The organism is Marinicauda sp. Alg238-R41, from assembly GCF_947331485.1.
Lineage (GTDB): Bacteria > Pseudomonadota > Alphaproteobacteria > Caulobacterales > Maricaulaceae > Marinicauda > Marinicauda pacifica.
This window is the reverse complement of record NZ_CAMZOJ010000001.1, coordinates 540,655-557,939: the sequence shown is the minus strand read 5'-3', so window position 1 is coordinate 557,939 and position 17,285 is coordinate 540,655. Positions and strand designations below refer to the sequence as shown.

General features: G+C 63.7%; 19 protein-coding genes. 11 read left to right on the top strand and 8 right to left on the bottom strand.

The features are described 5' to 3' along the window. Positions 1-93: 93 nt before the first annotated feature. Together PGP17_RS02600 and PGP17_RS02595 are read left to right on the top strand one after the other, a co-directional pair. Positions 94-774, top strand: coding sequence for a dienelactone hydrolase family protein (locus PGP17_RS02600; protein ID WP_270374136.1), 681 nt, complete (start codon positions 94-96; stop codon positions 772-774). A 23-nt stretch (positions 775-797) separates the two neighbouring features. After that, positions 798-1,766, top strand: a complete 969-nt coding sequence (locus PGP17_RS02595; protein ID WP_270374135.1) for a glycerophosphodiester phosphodiesterase family protein — start codon at positions 798-800, stop codon at positions 1,764-1,766. A gap of 60 nt (positions 1,767-1,826) precedes the next feature. On the opposite strand, the gene PGP17_RS02590 is transcribed toward PGP17_RS02595, so the two are convergent. The 7 genes from PGP17_RS02590 to hemE all read right to left on the bottom strand — a co-directional run bounded on the left by PGP17_RS02590 (position 1,827) and on the right by hemE (position 7,834). Next, positions 1,827-2,450 (bottom strand): glutathione S-transferase family protein, encoded by a 624-nt coding sequence (locus PGP17_RS02590; protein ID WP_270374134.1) that lies wholly within the window; start codon positions 2,448-2,450, stop codon positions 1,827-1,829. Positions 2,451-2,573: 123 nt separating this feature from the next. Next, positions 2,574-3,140 (bottom strand): HAAS signaling domain-containing protein, encoded by a 567-nt coding sequence (locus PGP17_RS02585; RefSeq protein WP_135945620.1) that lies wholly within the window; start codon positions 3,138-3,140, stop codon positions 2,574-2,576. Further along, on the bottom strand, positions 3,130-3,471 hold the full coding sequence (locus PGP17_RS02580) for a PadR family transcriptional regulator (RefSeq protein WP_270374133.1): 342 nt from the start codon (positions 3,469-3,471) through the stop codon (positions 3,130-3,132). Before PGP17_RS02580 ends, PGP17_RS02585 begins: the two co-directional genes overlap by 11 nt. A 130-nt stretch (positions 3,472-3,601) precedes the next feature. After that, a complete protein-coding gene (gene rho / locus PGP17_RS02575; RefSeq protein ID WP_135945717.1) occupies positions 3,602-4,858 on the bottom strand; it encodes a transcription termination factor Rho in 1,257 nt (418 codons plus the stop codon). A 386-nt stretch (positions 4,859-5,244) separates the two neighbouring features. Beyond that, entirely contained in the window at positions 5,245-5,694 is a 450-nt protein-coding gene (gene hemJ, locus PGP17_RS02570) for a protoporphyrinogen oxidase HemJ (protein WP_135945622.1), read from the bottom strand. 25 nt (positions 5,695-5,719) lie between these two features. Then, positions 5,720-6,763 (bottom strand): ferrochelatase, encoded by a 1,044-nt coding sequence (hemH, locus tag PGP17_RS02565; RefSeq protein WP_270374132.1) that lies wholly within the window; start codon positions 6,761-6,763, stop codon positions 5,720-5,722. A gap of 39 nt (positions 6,764-6,802) precedes the next feature. After that, positions 6,803-7,834: a uroporphyrinogen decarboxylase gene (hemE, locus tag PGP17_RS02560; RefSeq protein ID WP_135945624.1), complete on the bottom strand. Its 1,032-nt coding sequence runs from the start codon at positions 7,832-7,834 to the stop codon at positions 6,803-6,805. 504 nt (positions 7,835-8,338) lie between these two features. Here hemE and PGP17_RS02555 point away from each other — a divergent pair. From PGP17_RS02555 to dnaQ, 5 genes are read left to right on the top strand one after another with little or no spacing between them, the layout of a single operon-like run. Further along, positions 8,339-9,175, top strand: coding sequence for a pyruvate, water dikinase regulatory protein (locus PGP17_RS02555; RefSeq protein WP_135945625.1), 837 nt, complete (start codon positions 8,339-8,341; stop codon positions 9,173-9,175). Then, positions 9,172-9,753, top strand: coding sequence for a Maf family protein (locus PGP17_RS02550; protein ID WP_135945626.1), 582 nt, complete (start codon positions 9,172-9,174; stop codon positions 9,751-9,753). The genes PGP17_RS02555 and PGP17_RS02550 overlap by 4 nt, the downstream gene beginning before the upstream one ends. Beyond that, the gene (locus PGP17_RS02545) at positions 9,753-10,613 is read left to right on the top strand and encodes a shikimate dehydrogenase (RefSeq protein ID WP_135945627.1); all 861 of its coding nucleotides are present in this window, start codon (positions 9,753-9,755) and stop codon (positions 10,611-10,613) included. The genes PGP17_RS02550 and PGP17_RS02545 overlap by 1 nt, the downstream gene beginning before the upstream one ends. Further along, positions 10,610-11,206, top strand: coding sequence for a dephospho-CoA kinase (gene coaE, locus PGP17_RS02540; RefSeq protein ID WP_270374131.1), 597 nt, complete (start codon positions 10,610-10,612; stop codon positions 11,204-11,206). Before PGP17_RS02545 ends, coaE begins: the two co-directional genes overlap by 4 nt. Beyond that, the gene (gene dnaQ / locus PGP17_RS02535; protein ID WP_270374130.1) at positions 11,203-11,895 is read left to right on the top strand and encodes a DNA polymerase III subunit epsilon; all 693 of its coding nucleotides are present in this window, start codon (positions 11,203-11,205) and stop codon (positions 11,893-11,895) included. Before coaE ends, dnaQ begins: the two co-directional genes overlap by 4 nt. Positions 11,896-12,068: 173 nt before the next feature. On the opposite strand, the gene secB is transcribed toward dnaQ, so the two are convergent. Then, on the bottom strand, positions 12,069-12,566 hold the full coding sequence (secB, locus tag PGP17_RS02530; RefSeq protein WP_135945630.1) for a protein-export chaperone SecB: 498 nt from the start codon (positions 12,564-12,566) through the stop codon (positions 12,069-12,071). A gap of 193 nt (positions 12,567-12,759) precedes the next feature. On the opposite strand from secB, the gene PGP17_RS02525 reads away from it, so the two are divergent. From PGP17_RS02525 to PGP17_RS02515, 4 genes are all read left to right on the top strand, one after another. Next, on the top strand, positions 12,760-13,419 hold the full coding sequence (locus PGP17_RS02525; protein ID WP_135945631.1) for a Tim44/TimA family putative adaptor protein: 660 nt from the start codon (positions 12,760-12,762) through the stop codon (positions 13,417-13,419). Further along, positions 13,367-14,617, top strand: coding sequence for a murein transglycosylase A (gene mltA / locus PGP17_RS02520; protein WP_270374129.1), 1,251 nt, complete (start codon positions 13,367-13,369; stop codon positions 14,615-14,617). Before PGP17_RS02525 ends, mltA begins: the two co-directional genes overlap by 53 nt. Next, positions 14,614-15,198 carry a Smr/MutS family protein gene (locus PGP17_RS14930; RefSeq protein ID WP_135945633.1) on the top strand — a complete coding sequence of 195 codons (585 nt, stop codon included), beginning with the start codon at positions 14,614-14,616 and terminating at the stop codon, positions 15,196-15,198. The genes mltA and PGP17_RS14930 overlap by 4 nt, the downstream gene beginning before the upstream one ends. Positions 15,199-15,926: 728 nt before the next feature. Beyond that, a complete protein-coding gene (locus tag PGP17_RS02515) occupies positions 15,927-17,282 on the top strand; it encodes an ammonium transporter (protein WP_370371640.1) in 1,356 nt (451 codons plus the stop codon). Positions 17,283-17,285: the final 3 nt, after the last annotated feature.

Below are 17,285 nucleotides of genomic sequence, written 5' to 3'. Positions count from 1 at the left end.
CACATGGCACAAATGGACCGGTCATGTGTTGTGCCCAGGGAAGGCATGGCCTTTCCCTTCGTCAGTCCGCAACCGATCACAGGAGAGTCCCGCATGGCTGGTCAGACCGTCACCATTACCACGCCCGATGGCAGCTTCGAGGCCTATCAGAACGGCACCGGGCCCGGCCTGGTCGTGATTCAGGAGATTTTCGGCATCAACCAGGTCATGCGCGATCTGTGTGACGACTTTGCGGACCAGGGCTACACGGCGATCTGCCCGGACCTGTTCTGGCGCATGAAGCCTGGCGTCGAACTGACTGACAAGACCGAGGAAGAATGGAATCAAGCCTTTGAATATATGAATAATTTTGACATAGACAAAGGCGTGGACGACATCGCGCAGACCATCGATTACGCCCGCCGGACGGGCACCGGCAAGGTCGGGGCCGTCGGCTACTGCCTCGGTGGCCTGCTCGCCTATCTCACCGCCTGCCGCACCGACAGCGACGCGACCGTCGGCTATTACGGCGTCAATATCGACAAATATCTCGACGAAGCCTCGAAGATCGAGCGCCCCCTCACCCTGCACATCGCCGCGGAAGACCGTTTCGTGGCCAAAGACCAGCAGAAGGCGATGATCGACGGGCTGGAAGATAATCCGAATACGACGCTTTTCCGGTATGAGGGCGTCGATCATGCCTTTGCACGCGAGGGCGGAGAGCATTATGACGCGGAAGCCGCCGGTCTCGCGAATACGAGAACGCGCAAATTTTTCCAGGATCATCTCGGCTAACCTGTCGCAAAGGCCCACCCATCATGACGTCTTCCTCCCTGCTGCGCTTGATCGCGGCCGCCCCGCTGCCCCTTCTCGGGGCGCTGACCCTTGCCGCTTGCGGGCCACGCGGGGAGAGCTACGAGGCCGCACGCGCCGAGACCGACCAGTCGGCCATCGAAACCCGCTGGCTGGACGGCGTGTCCCTGGGTCCCTGGCTCGATTGCACGCGCGAGAGCGGGGCGACTTTGGTTCAGGCCCATCGCGGCGGGCCGCGTCCGGGCTATGCCGAAAACGCGATCTCGACCTTCGAGCGTTCGATCGAGGACGGTGCGGTGTTTCTGGAAATGGACGTTGCGCGGACCCAGGACGGCGTCCTGGTGCTGATGCACGACGACACGGTGGACCGCACGACCACCGGGACCGGGCGGGTCGATGCGATGACGCTGGAGGAATTCCAGGCGCTGCGCCTCGTCGATGAGACCGGCCAAGCGCTGGACGAGGCCCCGCCCACCTTTGCCCAGGCCCTCGCCGCGCTCGACGGGATCGGAATCGCCCAGGTCGATCTCAAAGACATCACGCTGGACCAGGCCATCTCCGGACTGGAAGAGGGCGGCGCCATCGATCGCGCCGTCCTCATCACCTACTCGCTCGATGACGCCATCGCCGCGCACCGGCGCGCGCCCGAGCTGATGGTCTCGGCCGGACTGTTCAGCCAGGCCGATTTCGACCGGCTGCGCGAAAACGATGTCGACCTGACCCGCATCGTAGCCTGGCTCGGCCTCGGCAGCGGCGAGCCGGAATTCGACGCATGGCTCGCCGGGCAGGGCATCGAGACCAGCTTTGGCGACTTCCGCGCCGAGGCAGCCGGCACGGCCGATTATCTCGAAATGTCCGACAACGGCGCGGAGGTCATTTCCGTGAACGATGTCGAGGCCGCCGCCCGGGCCTTGCGCGCCGCACAGACCGCCCGCGGCGTCCTGGCCAGCTGCCCGCTGAGACGTTTCACGTGAAACATGACACGGCCGCCCGCGGACACTCTCCGGGGCGGCCGTTGCATGAGGGGGCTCGTCCTAATCGGTGCTGGCGGTCTTCCAGGCCGGGCGCTCCCGGATGCGGTCGAAATACGCCGCCACGCTGTCCGGCGCCCCGTCGAACTGCTTCACGATCTTCAGAAGGTAGAGCATGTAGGCCACCGACAGGTCTGCCGCGGTGAGACGGTCTGCGGCCAGGAAGCTCTTGCCGCCCTTCAGGCCGCGTTCGGCGATCATGTTGAGATGCTTTTTCACTTCCGCCTTGGCCCATTTGGCCAGGCCCGGATTGCGGTGCGCTTCCGGCAGCAACGTCGTATGAGCCAGCACCAGATTGGTGGCCATCGACATCGTCGCCTCGCCAAAATGCAGCCATTCGAGATAGGCCGCGTAGTCCGGCTCGTCCGGCGTCACCGCCAGCGGGGTCGGGCCGTACTTGGTGATCAGGTATTGCACGATGGCCAGCGATTCCAGGATGACCGTGTCGCCATCCTTGAAGGCCGGGATTTTCTGCAGCGGATTGACCTGGCGGAATTCGTCGCCGCCCACATCGCCGCGCGTGAACGCCACCGATTCCAGCGTGTAGGGCAGGCCCATCTCCTCGAGCGCCCAGCGCACGCGCACCGAGCGCGTCATCGGAGCATGGTAGAGCGTGAAGTCTGGCATGAAGCATCCTTTTCCCGAAGACAGGGCGCAGAGCCTATCCCGTTTGCGCGTCGAGAAAAGAGCGAACCGGCAGAGCCCGGGCGAAAAACGCCGCCCTGCCGGGTCTCAACAGCCCGGAGGCGGTCAGTGCTTGCGCAGCAGGTGCCGCACCGTGGCCTGCGAGATCGCATAGCCCAGCGCCAGAGCCAGCGGTGCGGCCACCAGCATGAGCGGGATGAGCGCGGGGCCGAGAAGCTCGGCCGTGTCCGGTCCGCGCGAGGCAGGATTGATGACGCCCAGCACGAACACGTCCGGGCCGATCCACATCCCGGCGAGATCGGGCCGGATGACTTCCACAGCGGCAATCAGCACGAACGCCCCGGCGAACAGATAGGCCACCGCCGCCAGCACGAAGCCGAAGCAGGCGGTCACACGCCGCGTCGCCTGCCCGAGCAGGACTCCGGCGAGTTCCAGCGGTCCGCCCCCCGCGCTCGCAGCGCGCAGGCGGTATTCGTCCACGAAGGCGCCGGCATAGGCTTCGGCCGGTCCGAAGGCGCGCAGCGCCGCCTCCACGCCCGCCTGACCGTCCGCCTCCTCGCGCTCGCGCAGATGAGAGCGGGTCTCGGCGAGGATTTCCTCGCGCTCGGCCTCGGGCAGGGACCTCAGGGCGGCACGAAGCCGGCGCAGGTAAAGATCGATGTCATGCGTCATGTGAGGCTCCCACAATTTCATCCATGCGTTGGCGAAAGCTTGTCCAGGCATCGCGCATGGCACGCAGTGCATCCTGGCCCTCGCCCGTGAGGCGGTAGTATTTGCGCGGGGCGGCAGCCCCGTCAGGCTCCGACCAGTAGGACTGGATCCGCCCGCCGGTCTCCAGACGCTTTAAAAGCGGGTAGAGCGCGCCTTCCGACACCCCCACCCCGTCCCCGCTCTCGATCGTGTCCAGTATGGCCACGCCGAACGCGTCCCCCTTGTCGAGGACCGCCAGGACCGCCAGCTCGGCAGCGCCTTTTCGCAATTGAGATTTCCACGCGTCGATCATGGGCACGTCCCTGCATAACCATTGACCCTGTTATGCATGGTACGACCCTGCATAGCAAGCCACCTTGCAAAGAAAAGCCGGCACGCTGGGAGCGCACCGGCTTTCAATCGTCACAAGGTATTGAACTTGCTCAGGTATTCATGCTGTCGAAGAATTCGGAATTGGTCTTCGTCTCTTTCAGCTTGCCGAGCAGGAACTCGACCGCGTCCTGCGCCCCCATCGGGTTGAGGATACGGCGCAGCACATAGGTCTTCTGAAGCTCTTTCTTGTCGACCAGCAGCTCTTCTTTCCTTGTGCCCGACTTGAGGATGTCGATGGCGGGGAAGACGCGCTTGTCGGCGACCTTGCGGTCCAGCACGATTTCGCTGTTACCCGTGCCCTTGAATTCCTCGAAGATCACCTCGTCCATGCGGCTGCCCGTATCGATCAGCGCGGTGGCGATGATGGTCAGCGAGCCGCCCTCCTCGATATTGCGCGCTGCGCCGAAGAAGCGCTTGGGACGCTGCAGGGCGTTGGCGTCGACACCCCCGGTCAGCACCTTGCCGGAGCTGGGCACCACAGTGTTGTAGGCACGCCCGAGGCGGGTGATGGAGTCCAGCAGGATGACCACGTCGCGCTTGTGTTCCACCAGGCGCTTGGCCTTCTCGATCACCATCTCGGCGACCTGCACGTGACGCGTCGCCGGCTCGTCGAAGGTCGAGGCGATGACCTCGCCCTTCACCGTGCGCTGCATGTCGGTGACTTCCTCCGGGCGCTCGTCGATCAGCAGCACCATCAGGAAGCATTCGGGGTGGTTGGTCTCGATCGCGCTGGCAACGTTCTGCAGCAGCACCGTCTTGCCGGTCCGCGGCGGCGCGACGATCAGCCCGCGCTGGCCTTTGCCGAGCGGGGCGACGATGTCGATAATCCGGCCCGAGCGATCCTTCACCGTGGGATCGGGCAGCTCCATGTTGAAGCGCTCGTCGGGATAAAGCGGCGTCAGATTGTCGAAATGGACCTTGTGGCGGACGTTTTCCGGCTCTTCGAAATTGACCGACGCCACTTTGAGCAGAGCGAAATAGCGCTCGCCGTCGCGCGGGGAGCGGATCTCGCCCTCGACCGTGTCGCCGGTGCGCAGGCCCAGCCGGCGGATCTGGGTCGGGGAGACGTAGATATCGTCGGGACCGGCCAGATAGTTGGATTCCGGGCTGCGCAAAAAGCCGAACCCGTCCTGCAGCACTTCCAGCGTGCCGCCGCCGTAAATCTCGGCGCCCTCTTCGGCCAGCGCCTTGAGGATGGCGAACATCATGCCCTGCTTGCGCAGCGACGAGGCGTTTTCAAGTTCCAGGCGCTCGGCCAGCTGAAGCAGCTCGGCCGGCGATTTTTCCTTCAGCTCCTGAAGGCTCATCCGTTCGACATTGATCGGATTGCGCTTTCGCACCGGAGCATCGGACTCGTCGTCCTGATCGAAATCGTCGTCATCGTCGTCGTAATCGTCGTCGTGTATGTCGGTCATGGGGAAAATTCGTTTTTTAAGGTCAGGGTGAACAGGGCCGGACAGGCCCGCCGCCGTCCTTCGCAAGGAGGGCTGGCGCGCCGCTTCAAAACTCGCTTGCTCGCGAGACTGCCCGTGTTCTGGTTATGAGTCGGACAGCTATGGACGTGTCTTGAGGGGTCCCGGCGCGCTCTATGGCAGGCGAACACCAGGATTTTTGGAGGGCTGTCCGCGAATGCGGACATCTCGGATAACTGCTGACACAAGCCGTCTTCGCCGTCAAGCGCGCTGGCGCCTGCTCAGGCGAAAGGTTTCAGGATGGCCAGCAGGACGATGGCGACCACCATCAGGGCGGGCCCCTCGTTCAGGATGCGCCAGAATCGCTCGGTGCGCGGACGCTCGCCCCTGGCGAATTTCTTCTGCGCCCCGGCATAATAGCCGTGAATGCCCGACAGCACGACGACCAGCAGCAACTTGATGTGGAACCAGCCCGCGCTGAACAGGCCCGGATTGGCGATCAGCATCAGCACGGCCAGTGTCCACACCGCAATCATGGCCGGATTGACGATGATCTTCAAAAGATTGCGCTCCTGGATCAGGAGCGAGCCTTCCAGCTCTCCGCCCGCCTCGGCCGTGTGATGATACACGAACAGGCGCGGCAGATAGAGCATCCCGGCCATCCAGAAGATGACCGCGATGATGTGAAACGCTTTCAGCCAGAGATAATGGGCGGCCAGAAAATCGATCATGTCGCGTCCTGCAAGGCGTGTGTGTCTAGTTGCCGGCCAGTCCGGCCTCGCGGCACGGGCAGCGGCCGAACTCGGCCGGGCAGATCGGGCGTCCGTTCGGCGGCTTCAGTCCCACCGGACCGTCCAGCGCGCCCAATGTCAATGATTTCAGCGCCTCGATGAAGCCCTCCGCAGCGCCAAGCGCGGGCACGCGTGTATATCCGACCGCACCGTGCTCTTCGGCCACCAGGCGGTATTCCTCGTCCAGCTCGACCAGCGTCTCGATGTGTTCGGAGACGAAGGCGATGGGCGACAGGATGATATGCCTGCCCTCCTTCGCGCTCTCTTCCACGACCTCCTCGGTGGACGGCTTGATCCATTCCAGCGGGCCGACCTTGGACTGGAAGCAGGTGATGTGATCGGCAATCTCGGGCAGGCTGGCGGTTACCGCGGCCACCGTCTGTTCGACCTGCCAGCGATAGGGATCACCGCGCGCAATGGTCACTTCGGGCAGGCCATGGGCGGAATGGAGCACGCGCACATTCTGCGGCCGGCCAGCCTCCTCCCAGGCCGTGCGGATCGCATCGGCATGGGCTTTGACGAAATCGGGCTGGACCGGATAGCAGCACACTGTGCGCGCCTCGCCGCCTCCGGCATCGCGCCAGGCTTTCAGCGAAGATCCGGTCGTCGTGGTGGAAAACTGCGGATAGAGCGGCAGAAGGATCACCTCGTCCGCGCCCCAGGCCTTGACCTCTCTCACCGCTTCCTCGGTGAAGGGATGCCAGTAGCGCATCGCCAGGAAGCAGGCGAACTCGTCGTCCGGGCTGGCCGCCTTCAGCGCGGCCGTCAGCGCATCGGCCTGGCGCTCTGTTTCGGGGATGATCGGCGAGCCGCCGCCCATCTTGGCGTATTCCAGCTTCGCCTTGGGGCCGCGCGTACGCGAGATTAGCTCGGCGATCAGCGGGCGCACCGGCCAGGGCGCGTAGATGATGGCCGGATCGTTGAACAGGTTGCGCAGGAAGGGCCGCACGCTCTCCGGCCCGTCCGGCCCGCCCAGATTGAACAAGACGACGGCAATACGACGGCTCATGGCCCTTTGTCCTTCTTCGCTGCGATCCGGCGCGCCTGCCTACAGGCCCCGCACCCGGTTGACGAGGCGGGTCACATGATCGGGCGGCACGTCCGGATTGATCCCGTGACCGAGATTGAACACATAGGGCCGCCCCGCCCACGCGGCGAGGAGACGATCCACCTCGCGGTCCAGCGCATCGCCGCCGGCCTTCAGCACCGCGGGATCGAGTTGTCCCTGCACCGGCATGTCCCGGGGCAGGGCCTTCACCGCCCAGTCGGTGTCCAGCCCGTGATCGAGCGCGATCGCGTCGATCCCCGTCTCCGCCGCATAGCGCGGCACCAGCGGGCCCGCGCCCTTGGGAAAGCCCATGATCGGCGCCGTGATTCCGGCGCCACGCACCTGGTCGACAATGCGGCGCGTCGGCGCGATCACCACGCGCTCGAACAGCGGCGCCGGCAGACCCTCGGCCCAGGATTCGAAAATCTTCAGCACTTCTGCCCCGGCCCGCGCCTGCGCGATCAGATAGCGCGCCGTGGCATCGGCCAGGACGTTCATGAAACGGTCGAAGGCGGCGGGGTCTTCCCAGGCGGCGGTGCGCGCTTTCCAGCGATCCTTCGATCCCCCGCCCTCGATCATGTAGGTCGCGACCGTCCAGGGGGCTCCGGCAAACCCGATCAGCGTGCACGCATCGGGCAATCCCGCGCGCACCAGGCGCAGCGTCTGGCAGACCGGGGCCAGGCGCTCCTCGACCCCGTCCACGGTCAGCATGCCGGCATCTTGCGGCCGCATCGGTTCCAGCTTCGGGCCTTCGCCCTTCACGAACCAGACCTTCTGGCCCAGGGCCCACGGGATCAGCAGGATATCGGCGAAAACGATGGAGGCATCGAAATCGTACCGGCGGATCGGCTGCAGGGTCACTTCACTGGCGGCATCCGGGTTCAGGCAGAAGGCGATGAAATCGCTCTGCCTGGCGCGGATCTCGCGATACTCGGGCAGGTAGCGTCCGGCCTGGCGCATCAGCCAGATGGGCGGCGGGGTGCGCGTTTCGCCTCGAAGAACCGCAAGAAGGGCTGTGTCTCGATCGGCCAATGAAATGCTCCGGTCAGATGAGGGGCTGCGATTGAAAGACCGGGCTTGTCCACCGCAGGCGGCGCTACCCGGTCATACCTCTATATTTCTATATATATAGAAGGAAGGAGTCGTCGAGGCGGGGATAGTGTGGATAGTCGGGTTGAAGGGCCGGTCATACCCGTTTTCCACGGGCCGGGAAAACTTAAACCCACATGTGAAGTGCACAGTTTCAGGACCCGTGGTTAATCTCTCGTTAACCATAGTTTATAAAGCATTAACGCGGTAACCCGGGCGTTCGCGAGCCGGAGTCCGGTGCCCGGCCGGCTCTCGATCGTCCACAGCGCGCCGGTTGTGAACACCGCTCCGGCCGTGCCGGGGGAGAGCGCGGGTGAACGCACCGCAGAACTTCTGCTTGACCGCAAAACCGTCCTGCGTCCCCGGGAAAACACGCCTGCTTATTCACAGAACTTCCCAGGCAAGCTAGGTCTTGTCCCAAGTGATTTGGATGGACCCCTCACCCTCATGACCACCCGCTCCTCCGATATGCGTGTCTTCTACCACGTCCACATGATCTCCGATTCCACCGGGGAAACCCTGATGGGCGTGATGCGCGCCTCGGCCGCCCAGTTCGAGCGCGCCGAACCGATCGAGCATCTGTTTGCGCTGGTGCGTTCGCCGCGCCAGCTCGAACGCGCGCTCGAACATGTCGCCGACTATCCCGGTATCGTCATGTTCACGATGGTCAATTCGGACATGCGCCGGGCCATCGAGGATCGCTGCGCGGACCTGCGCATCCCGGCCATCGCCGTGCTCGATCCGATCCAGGCCACGCTGTCGGGCTATCTGGGCGCGCCGCTCATGGGCAAGGCCGGGGCGCAACGCGCGCTGGACGCCGAATACTATGCCCGCATCGAGGCGATGAATTTCTCCATGGCCCATGATGACGGGCAGGGCGACAACCTGGCCGGCGCCGAGGTCATTCTTCTGGGCATCAGCCGCACCTCGAAAACTCCGACCAGCATCTATCTGGGTCACCGCGGCATCCGCACCGCCAATATCCCCCTCGTGCCGGGCGCGACCCTGCCCGAGGAGCTCTTCACCCTGAAGAAGCCGCTCATTGTGGGGCTGACCGCCTCGCCCGAACGCATCGTCCAGATCCGCCGCAACCGATTGCTCAATCTGAGGGAAGACCGCTCGACCGATTATGTGGACGAGGAAAACGTGCGCGACGAGATCGTCTACGCCAAGCGGCTCTTCGCCAAGCATGGCTGGCCCAGCATCGATGTGACACGGCGCTCCATCGAGGAAACCGCCGCCAAGGTCATCAACCTCCTTACCGAGCACCGCAACACGATATGAGTTTCATCCTGGCTTCGGGCTCGGCCTCGCGCCGCGCCATCCTGAACAATGCCGGCCTCGATTTCGAGGTCGATCCCGCCCACGTCGATGAGGACGCCCTGAAAGAGGGGTTTTCCGGCGATCTCGGCGATCTCGCCCTCGCCCTGGCCGAAGCCAAGGCGCTGGCGGTCTCGGCCAGGCGCGACGGTCTGGTGCTGGGCGCCGATCAGGTTCTCGATCTGGACGGCGAACTGCATGACAAGGCGCGCTCGGTTCAGGAGGCCGAAGCCAAGCTGCGCGCCCTGCGCGGGCGCACGCACTGGCTGAAGGGCGGTATCGCCGCGGCCCGCGGCGGCGAGATCGTCTGGCGCCACAAGAGCGCCTGCCGCATGGTGGTGCGCGATTTCACCGACGCCTTCCTCGACCGGTATCTGGACGAGGCCGGCGACATTCTCACCCAGGGGGTCGGCGCCTACGCGTTCGAAGGGCTCGGCGCGCAGCTCTTCGAGGAGGTCGAGGGCGATTACTACGCCGTGCTCGGCCTGCCCCTGCTTCCAGTGTTGTCCATGCTGCGCGACCAGAACGCGGCGCCGGTCTGATGCTGGCCGCCTCGCGCCTTTCCGGTCTTCTGCCTCTGGCCGGTGTCGCCGGCTATCCGGTCGCCCACTCGCTGTCTCCGGCCATGATGGCAGCCTGGCTCGAGACCAGCGGCCTGCCAGGGCGCTATACCGCCTTCGAGATCGCGCCCGAACAATTTGAGACCGCGATCCGGGCCCTGCCCGCCCTCGGCATTACCGGGCTCAACATCACCCTGCCGCACAAGCGGGCCGCGTTCGAGATTGCCGACACGCTCGGCGATGCTGCGCGCGCGGTCGGCGCGGTCAACCTTCTGGTCCGCAGGGATGACGGCGGACTGCACGGGGATAACACCGACGTCATCGGGATCGCCGCCGCGCTCCGGCAGGGCGGCGTGGACCGCGCCGAGGGTCCGGCCGTTATCCTCGGCGCCGGCGGTGCCGCCCGGGCCGCGCTCTACCAGTTGCGGCGCGAAGGCTATGACGACATCCGGATCGTGAACCGGACTCCCGATCGCGCCCGGCAGCTCGCCGAAGACTTCGAAATCGATGTTCTGGTCCGCAATTGGGACTCGGCGAACGGGGCGCTCGACGGTGCGGCGCTCATCGTGAACGCCAGTAGTCTGGGAATGGCCGGACAACCGAATCTGACATTGGATCTGTCGCCGAGTAGCCGCAACGCGCTGGTCTTCGACATGGTCTACGTGCCGCTTGAGACTCAGTTACTGCGCCAGGCCCGGCAAACGGGCCGCCGCAGCGTGGACGGGCTCGCCATGCTCATCGGCCAGGCGCGTCCAAGCTTCGAAGCCTTCTTCGGCGCCCCGCCTCCCGACACCGCCGCCGTGCGTGACCTGCTCGTGTCGATTCTGGAGATAAGGTCATGAAAATCATAGGCTTGACCGGATCCATCGGGATGGGAAAATCGACCACGGCCATGCTTCTGGCCGACGAAGGCGCGACGGTTTTCGACGCCGACGCGGTGGTGGCCGACCTCTACACGCATGGCGGCGCCGCGGTCGAGCCGGTCGGGAAGGCCTTCCCCGGCGTGGTGCGCGAGGGGCAGATAGACCGCGACGCGCTGAGCGCGGCCCTGCGGGCAAACCCTTCAGAATTCAAGCGGTTGGAAGCGCTCGTGCATCCGCTGGTGGCGGCCGCACGCGCGGATTTCTTCGCCCAATCCGAAGCGCGCGGTGCCCGGTTCGCCGTGCTCGACGTGCCGCTCCTTTTCGAGACCGGCCTGGACGATCATGTCGATGCGGTCATCGTGGTCACGGCGCCAGAAGACGTGCAACGTCAACGGGTTCTGGCCCGCGCTGGAATGAATGGCGAGAAGCTGGACGCCATCCTTGCGCGCCAGCTCCCCGACGGTGAAAAGAGGAAGCGCGCCGATTTCGTCGTCGACACTTCGCGCGGCATCGACGATGCCCGCAAACAAGTGCGTAACATACTGAAGCAACTGGAAGATCAGGCCCGATGAGAGAGATCATCTTCGATACGGAGACGACCGGCTTCCATGCGCTGGAAGGCGACCGGATCACCGAAATCGGCTGTGTCGAAGTGGTCGATCTGATCCCGACCGGGCGGGAGCTTCAGCATCTGGTCAATCCGGAACGCGACATCCCCAAAGAAGTCACCCAGATCACCGGCCACACCGTCGAGATGCTACGCGACAAGCCGAAATTTCGCGAAATTGCCCAGGAGTTTCTGGACTTTATCGGTGACGCGACGCTGGTCGCCCACAATGCCCGCTTCGACATGAGCTTCATCAACATGGAGCTTGAGCGCTGCGGCAAGACTCCCATTGCCGGCAACCGGTTCAAGGACACGGCCGTGATGGCGCGCGAGCGCTTCCCCGGCAGCCCGGCAAGCCTGGATGCGCTTTGTAAACGCTTCGATATATCGCTTGGCAGCCGCATCAAGCACGGCGCGCTGATCGACGCCTATCTGCTGGCCGAGGTGTATCTGGAACTCAATGGCGGGCGCGAGCAGGGCCTGTCCTTCGACGATCATTCCGGTCCCGGCCACACCGTCGTCTTTCCCGCCCGTCCGCCGCGTCCCGAACCGCTCCCGGCAAGGGTCAGCGAGGAAGAGCGCGCCGCCCACGAGGCCTTCCTGGAGACGATTGGCGGCGACAGGACGCTGTGGAAAACCCTGGGTCTTGTTTAGCGCTTGTTCTCCGGGGGGCAGCGGCGCGAAATAGCGCCGGCAAGCCTGCCAAGACAGTTCAAAGCAAGACGGCCGGGCCCTTTCAGGCCCGGCCGTTTCATCTCTGTTACCCTCACCCGGGCAATACAGCCTGATAGTGGTGGTAGTCGTAGTAGTAGGAGCCGGTGGTCCGCCTAGGCGGTACCGCCTTCGCTGGACCCCTGCTGTTGCTGCTGACGAGCCAGCTGCTGACGGTACAGGCCGGCAAAATCGACCGGTTCGAGCATGAGCGGCGGGAAGCCGCCGTCGCGGGTCGCGTCCGAGAGGATGCGGCGGGCGAACGGGAACAGGATTCGCGGGCATTCGATCATCAGGAAGGGATCGCGCGCGCGGTCGTCCAGATTGCTGAGCTGGAACAGGCCGCCATAGATCAGCTCCGCGATGAAGACCGTGTCCTGCTCGCGTTTGGCATTCGCGGTCAGGTGCAGCTCGACTTCATAGGCCCCGTCTTCGAGTGCGCGGGCCCGGACATCGATCCCCATGTCGATCTGAGGCTGGCCGCCGCCGCCGCGCAATGTGCCCGGCGCACCCGGGTTTTCGAAGGACAGGTCCTTCACATACTGGCCCATCACACGCAGCTGGGGCACTTGGGCGTTGCTGTTCGGCTCGGGGGTTGCGGGAGCGTCGGTCATTGAAGTCTCTTCCTGGATAAGTGGCGCACAGGCGCAGCAGGCTTGGCCTGCACGACAGAACAGGCAGCGGCGCGTAGCATGGGCCGCTCGCAACGGCAAGGCGAGGCGGCGCAGGAGAAAGGCTGACGCGAGCGCCGCGACACCCTATATATCGGTCAGTATCCCAATCGACCTCAGGCCGTTCGGACCCGTCATGCAAATTCTACAGATCCTGTTCTTTGCCGCCCTGGCCGTCTTTCTGGGAGTGCGGCTTTACATGACACTCGGCAAGTCCACCGGACGAACGCCGGAAGAGCACGCACGCGAGGCCAAGCAGTCAAAATCCCCATCCGAACCCGCACCGGTATCACAGCCGGCCGGTCAGTCGGCGGCTCCTGAGGCGATTGCCGCTCATTACGCCGGACCGGCGGGGCCTGGGCTCACTGATATTGCCGAGGCCGATCAGAGCTTCGACCCGGAAACCTTCATCCAGGGCGCGCGCCAAGCGTATCGCATGGTGGTCGAAGCCTATGCCAAAGGTGATCGCGAAACACTGTCGACGCTTCTCGGTCCGCGAGTCTACGACGCCTATGACCGCGCGATTTCCGAGCGGGAAGAAAAGGGCCAGACCCAGATCACCGAATTCGAACGTCTGCGCGAAGCCCGGATTGATGAAGCCTCTCTTAACGATAACCGGGCCAGAATAAAGGTGGCCTTCGCCGCCGAGCTTGCGACCGAAACGCGCGATGCCGAGGGTGAACGTCTTTCAGGCGACTTGTCTCGTCTGAAAACAGTCAGCGAGGTCTGGAGTTTTGAGCGCGATGTCACCTCTTCCGATCCGAACTGGAAGCTTGCGGGGGTCAAACCCGTCTAGCCTCCTTCTCGCGCTTCTTTTCTGTCTGGTCGCGGCTGGGTGTGCCAGTCAGGATACAGGCCCACGGCACTTGCCTGCGGTTAGTGTCGCTACGCCGGTTGCCCCTGCCCACTCTACTGCGACCACATTTGGCGCCCTGCCCGGGTGGTCGGGGACTGACCCGCGCGGAGCACTATCTGCGCTGGTACAAAGTTGCCAGCGAATCGCGGCCCGGCCCGACCACGCTCCCATGAGCGAGCGCGTGACCTATGCTGGGGCTGCCGGGGATTGGCGCGGCGTTTGCGCTGAAGCTGTGCGCCTTCACCAAAGTGCTACTACTGCCGCGGCGGCCCGGAACTTCTTCGAACGGGCTTTTACTCCGCTCGCCCTCTCGGGAACCGGCCAGCTCACGGCGTACTATGAACCCTTGGTCGAGGTGCGGAGCCGGCCGGATGAGGAGTTTTCCATGGCGATCCGGGCGCGCCCCGGAGACCTCCTGACCGGGGATCTGGGACAGTTCATTGCCGGGCTTGAAGGTCAGCGTATTGTCGGGCGCGCCAGCGCCGAGACTTTCGAGCCCTATCGCCCGCGCGAAGAGATCGAGCGCTATGACCTTGGCGTCCCGCTCGCGTGGGGACGTCCGGTCGATATCTTCTTTCTTCAGGTCCAGGGCTCGGGACGGCTTGTCTATCCGGACGGAAGCCAGGCCCGCGCGGCTTTCGCCGCCCACAATGGCTTGCCTTACGTCTCGATCGGGCGGGTATTGATCAATCGGGGGGCCCTCTCGCCTCATAACGTATCCAAGGACGATATCGAGGCCTGGCTCAACGCGCGCGGCCCACAGGCGTGGACCGAGCTTTTCAACGAGAACCCGCGCTATGTCTTCTTCCAGCTCCAGCCCCTTGGCGACAGCTCGGTTGGCCCAGCCGGCGCACAAGGCGCGCCGTTGACGCCGATGGCAAGCCTTGCCGTGGATCCTGCCTATCACGCGTGGGGTGTCCCCATCTTTCTCGACGCAGCGATCTACGGCGATCCTGATTGGTCGGGGCTTGTCGTCGCACAGGACGCAGGCGGAGCCATTCAGGGTCCGCTGCGCGGTGACCTGTTTGTGGGTTGGGGCGACGAGGCCGGATTCCGGGCCGGGCGTCAGAATGCTCAAGCGCGCTGGTTCGTGCTATTGCCAAACGCACTGGCTGCCCGGATTGCCCGCACGTCATGAGCCGGCGCGACCGAGGCCGCGGCTTGAACCCTGATGACGAGTCTGTCTGGCGCTCGGTCACGAGGACGGTACGGCCGCTGGAGGGTCGAACTGCTCCGCCTGAAATCAATTCCGTGCAAGGTCCAGCCGAACGTCCCGCGCCTACCGGCGTTTCACGCCAGGCTTTCGCACAGTTCATCGATCAGGGTCCGCCTCATGAAGCGCCGCGTCGTCCTGCTGAACGGGGAAATGAGAAGCGTGTCCGCCGGGGTCGTATCGAAGTCGAAGCGCGTATCGACCTGCACGGGATGACCGAAGCCTCGGCCCGCAGGTCGCTCCTTTCCTTCCTTCGCCGTTCTCGCGACGAGGGCTGCCGGACAGTGCTCGTCATCACCGGTAAAGGTGCTGGTCAGCGCGCGCTGGATGCGCGTCGTTTCCAGGCCTGGACTCCGGATGAGCGCAAATTGCCGGGTGTCCTGCGCCGCTCCTTCACCGGTTGGCTTGGCGAGTCGGCGTTCGCTTCCATCGTCTCAGGGTACGCAAGCGCAGCCCCCCGGCACGGCGGATCTGGAGCCTTTTACGTGATGCTGAGACGGCCTTAGAACACGGGATCTGCGGATATCGGGGTCGTACGCTCGTCTTCATGCGGTGCCACCTCAGTTTGGCGTCAGATTGTGTTGCTGCGACGCAACATAAATCTTAAGAAATTGCCTTCAAAGCGGCCGGATCCGGCCCGATTTTTCGTCGTGATACGGACGATCTGTGTAGGGAATAAAACTCTGTCGGGTCGACAAAAAGCCGAGATAACAAAGTATTGCCCCAAAAAAATCGGAACAGTTTAGGCTCTGTTGGTAATGCCCTTCAAACGAGACAACTCTATGCCAATCGATATATTTTTCTTGGCAGAATTAGATCGCTATGGAAGCGTCTAGTCGCGGCCGAATGGCTGTGTCTGGAACCTTTGGCGGCTCACGAGCCGCCATTTTTTTTGCCTATCCTAAATCACGCCATTGGCGCGGCCTGCTCTCGGATATTGTGGGTTCGCAGTTACAAAAGTGTAAGAAATTTGTTGCGACGCACAAATTTTCCTGCAACCGTTTACTCCGATGCCTGACGGGACCGTTCAGAGTCCCTAGGACCAGATACACGTCAAAGGCCGTCGCACCGCAAACGGGAGACGGTCATGATTGCAAGACAGCATCGCGGCGACGCGTCGATACCGGCGTCAGACGTCAGGCCTCCCCGTCCATTTTCAGCGTCATCCGGTTCGCGCTCACATCGCCTGCATGGACGACGGGCCGCAACCGCAATCGAATCTCGGGGGAGTTTCATGAGACATCGCGACCTCTTTCAATCTGTCCGGAAGCGGCCAGTCCTAACCGGCCTCATCTCGCTGAGTGCTCTGGGCGTCGGCGCAGCGCCGGCTCATGCCGCGATCGCGCCGGATGTGAGTTACGTTTTCAATACGCTGCTCTTTCTGATCGGCGGATTCCTCGTGATGTGGATGGCTGCCGGCTTCGCAATGCTTGAAGCGGGACTTGTCCGATCCAAGCACGCAGCGGTCATCTGTCTTAAAAACATTGGCCTCTACTCGATCGCCGGCCTCATGTTTTTCCTCATCGGGTACAATCTGATGTACCTCAATGTCGACGCCTCGGGAGGCTATTTCGGGGTCCCGATACCCTGGTCGCCGAGCGAGCTGACCGGAGACGAATCGATCGATTTGTCGACCGGTTATGCGAGCGCGTCCGACTGGTTTTTCCAGATGGTGTTCGTCGCAACGGCGGCGTCCATCGTCTCCGGCGCGGTTGCTGAACGTGTCAGAATTGCCCCTTTCTTCCTTTTCGTGGTGGTTCTGACCGGCGTGATCTACCCGATCCAGGGCTCTTGGGAGTGGGGAGCGGGCTGGCTCGATTCCCAGTTCGGGTTCTCTGACTTCGCCGGTTCCACTCTCGTTCACTCCACCGGAGGCTGGGCGGCGCTGGCGGGCGTGATTCTGCTCGGTGCGCGCACAGGCCGCTTCGTCGACGGCAAACCTGTCCCGATGCACGGCTCCAGCCTGCCCATGGCAACGCTCGGTGTATTCATTCTCTGGATGGGCTGGTTCGGCTTCAATGGCGCATCCCAGCTGGCCCTTGGAAGCGCAGCCGATGCGACAGCAGTGGCTCAGATATTCGTGAACACGAACATGGCCGCCGCCGCAGGTGTCGTGGTCGCCTACTTGCTGTCCATGGTGGTCAATAGGGGCAAGGCCAATCTGGTTATGACACTGAACGGCGCCTTGGCCGGCCTGGTGTCGATTACCGCTGAGCCGCTGACACCCACCGTGATCGAAGCGATCGTCATCGGGTCCGTCGGTGCGGCCATCGCCACCTACGGCACCATCCTCATGGAGAAAATTCGGCTCGACGACGTGGTGGGTGCGATCCCGGTCCACCTCTTCGCCGGAATCTGGGGCACGATGGTCGTTCCCTTTACGAACGATTCCGCGAGCTATTTCGGACAGTTCGTCGGTGTTGTCGCCATCGGCGCTTTCGTCTTCGCGACCAGCTTTGTCGTGTGGCTGGTGTTGAAGATGCTGCTTGGAATTCGCCTGGACCGGGCCAGCGAAGCGGCTGGCGGCGATCTCAGCGAGCTGGGCCATCCGGCCTATCCAGAATTCGTGGAACCAGAGCCGGCTGAATAGGCG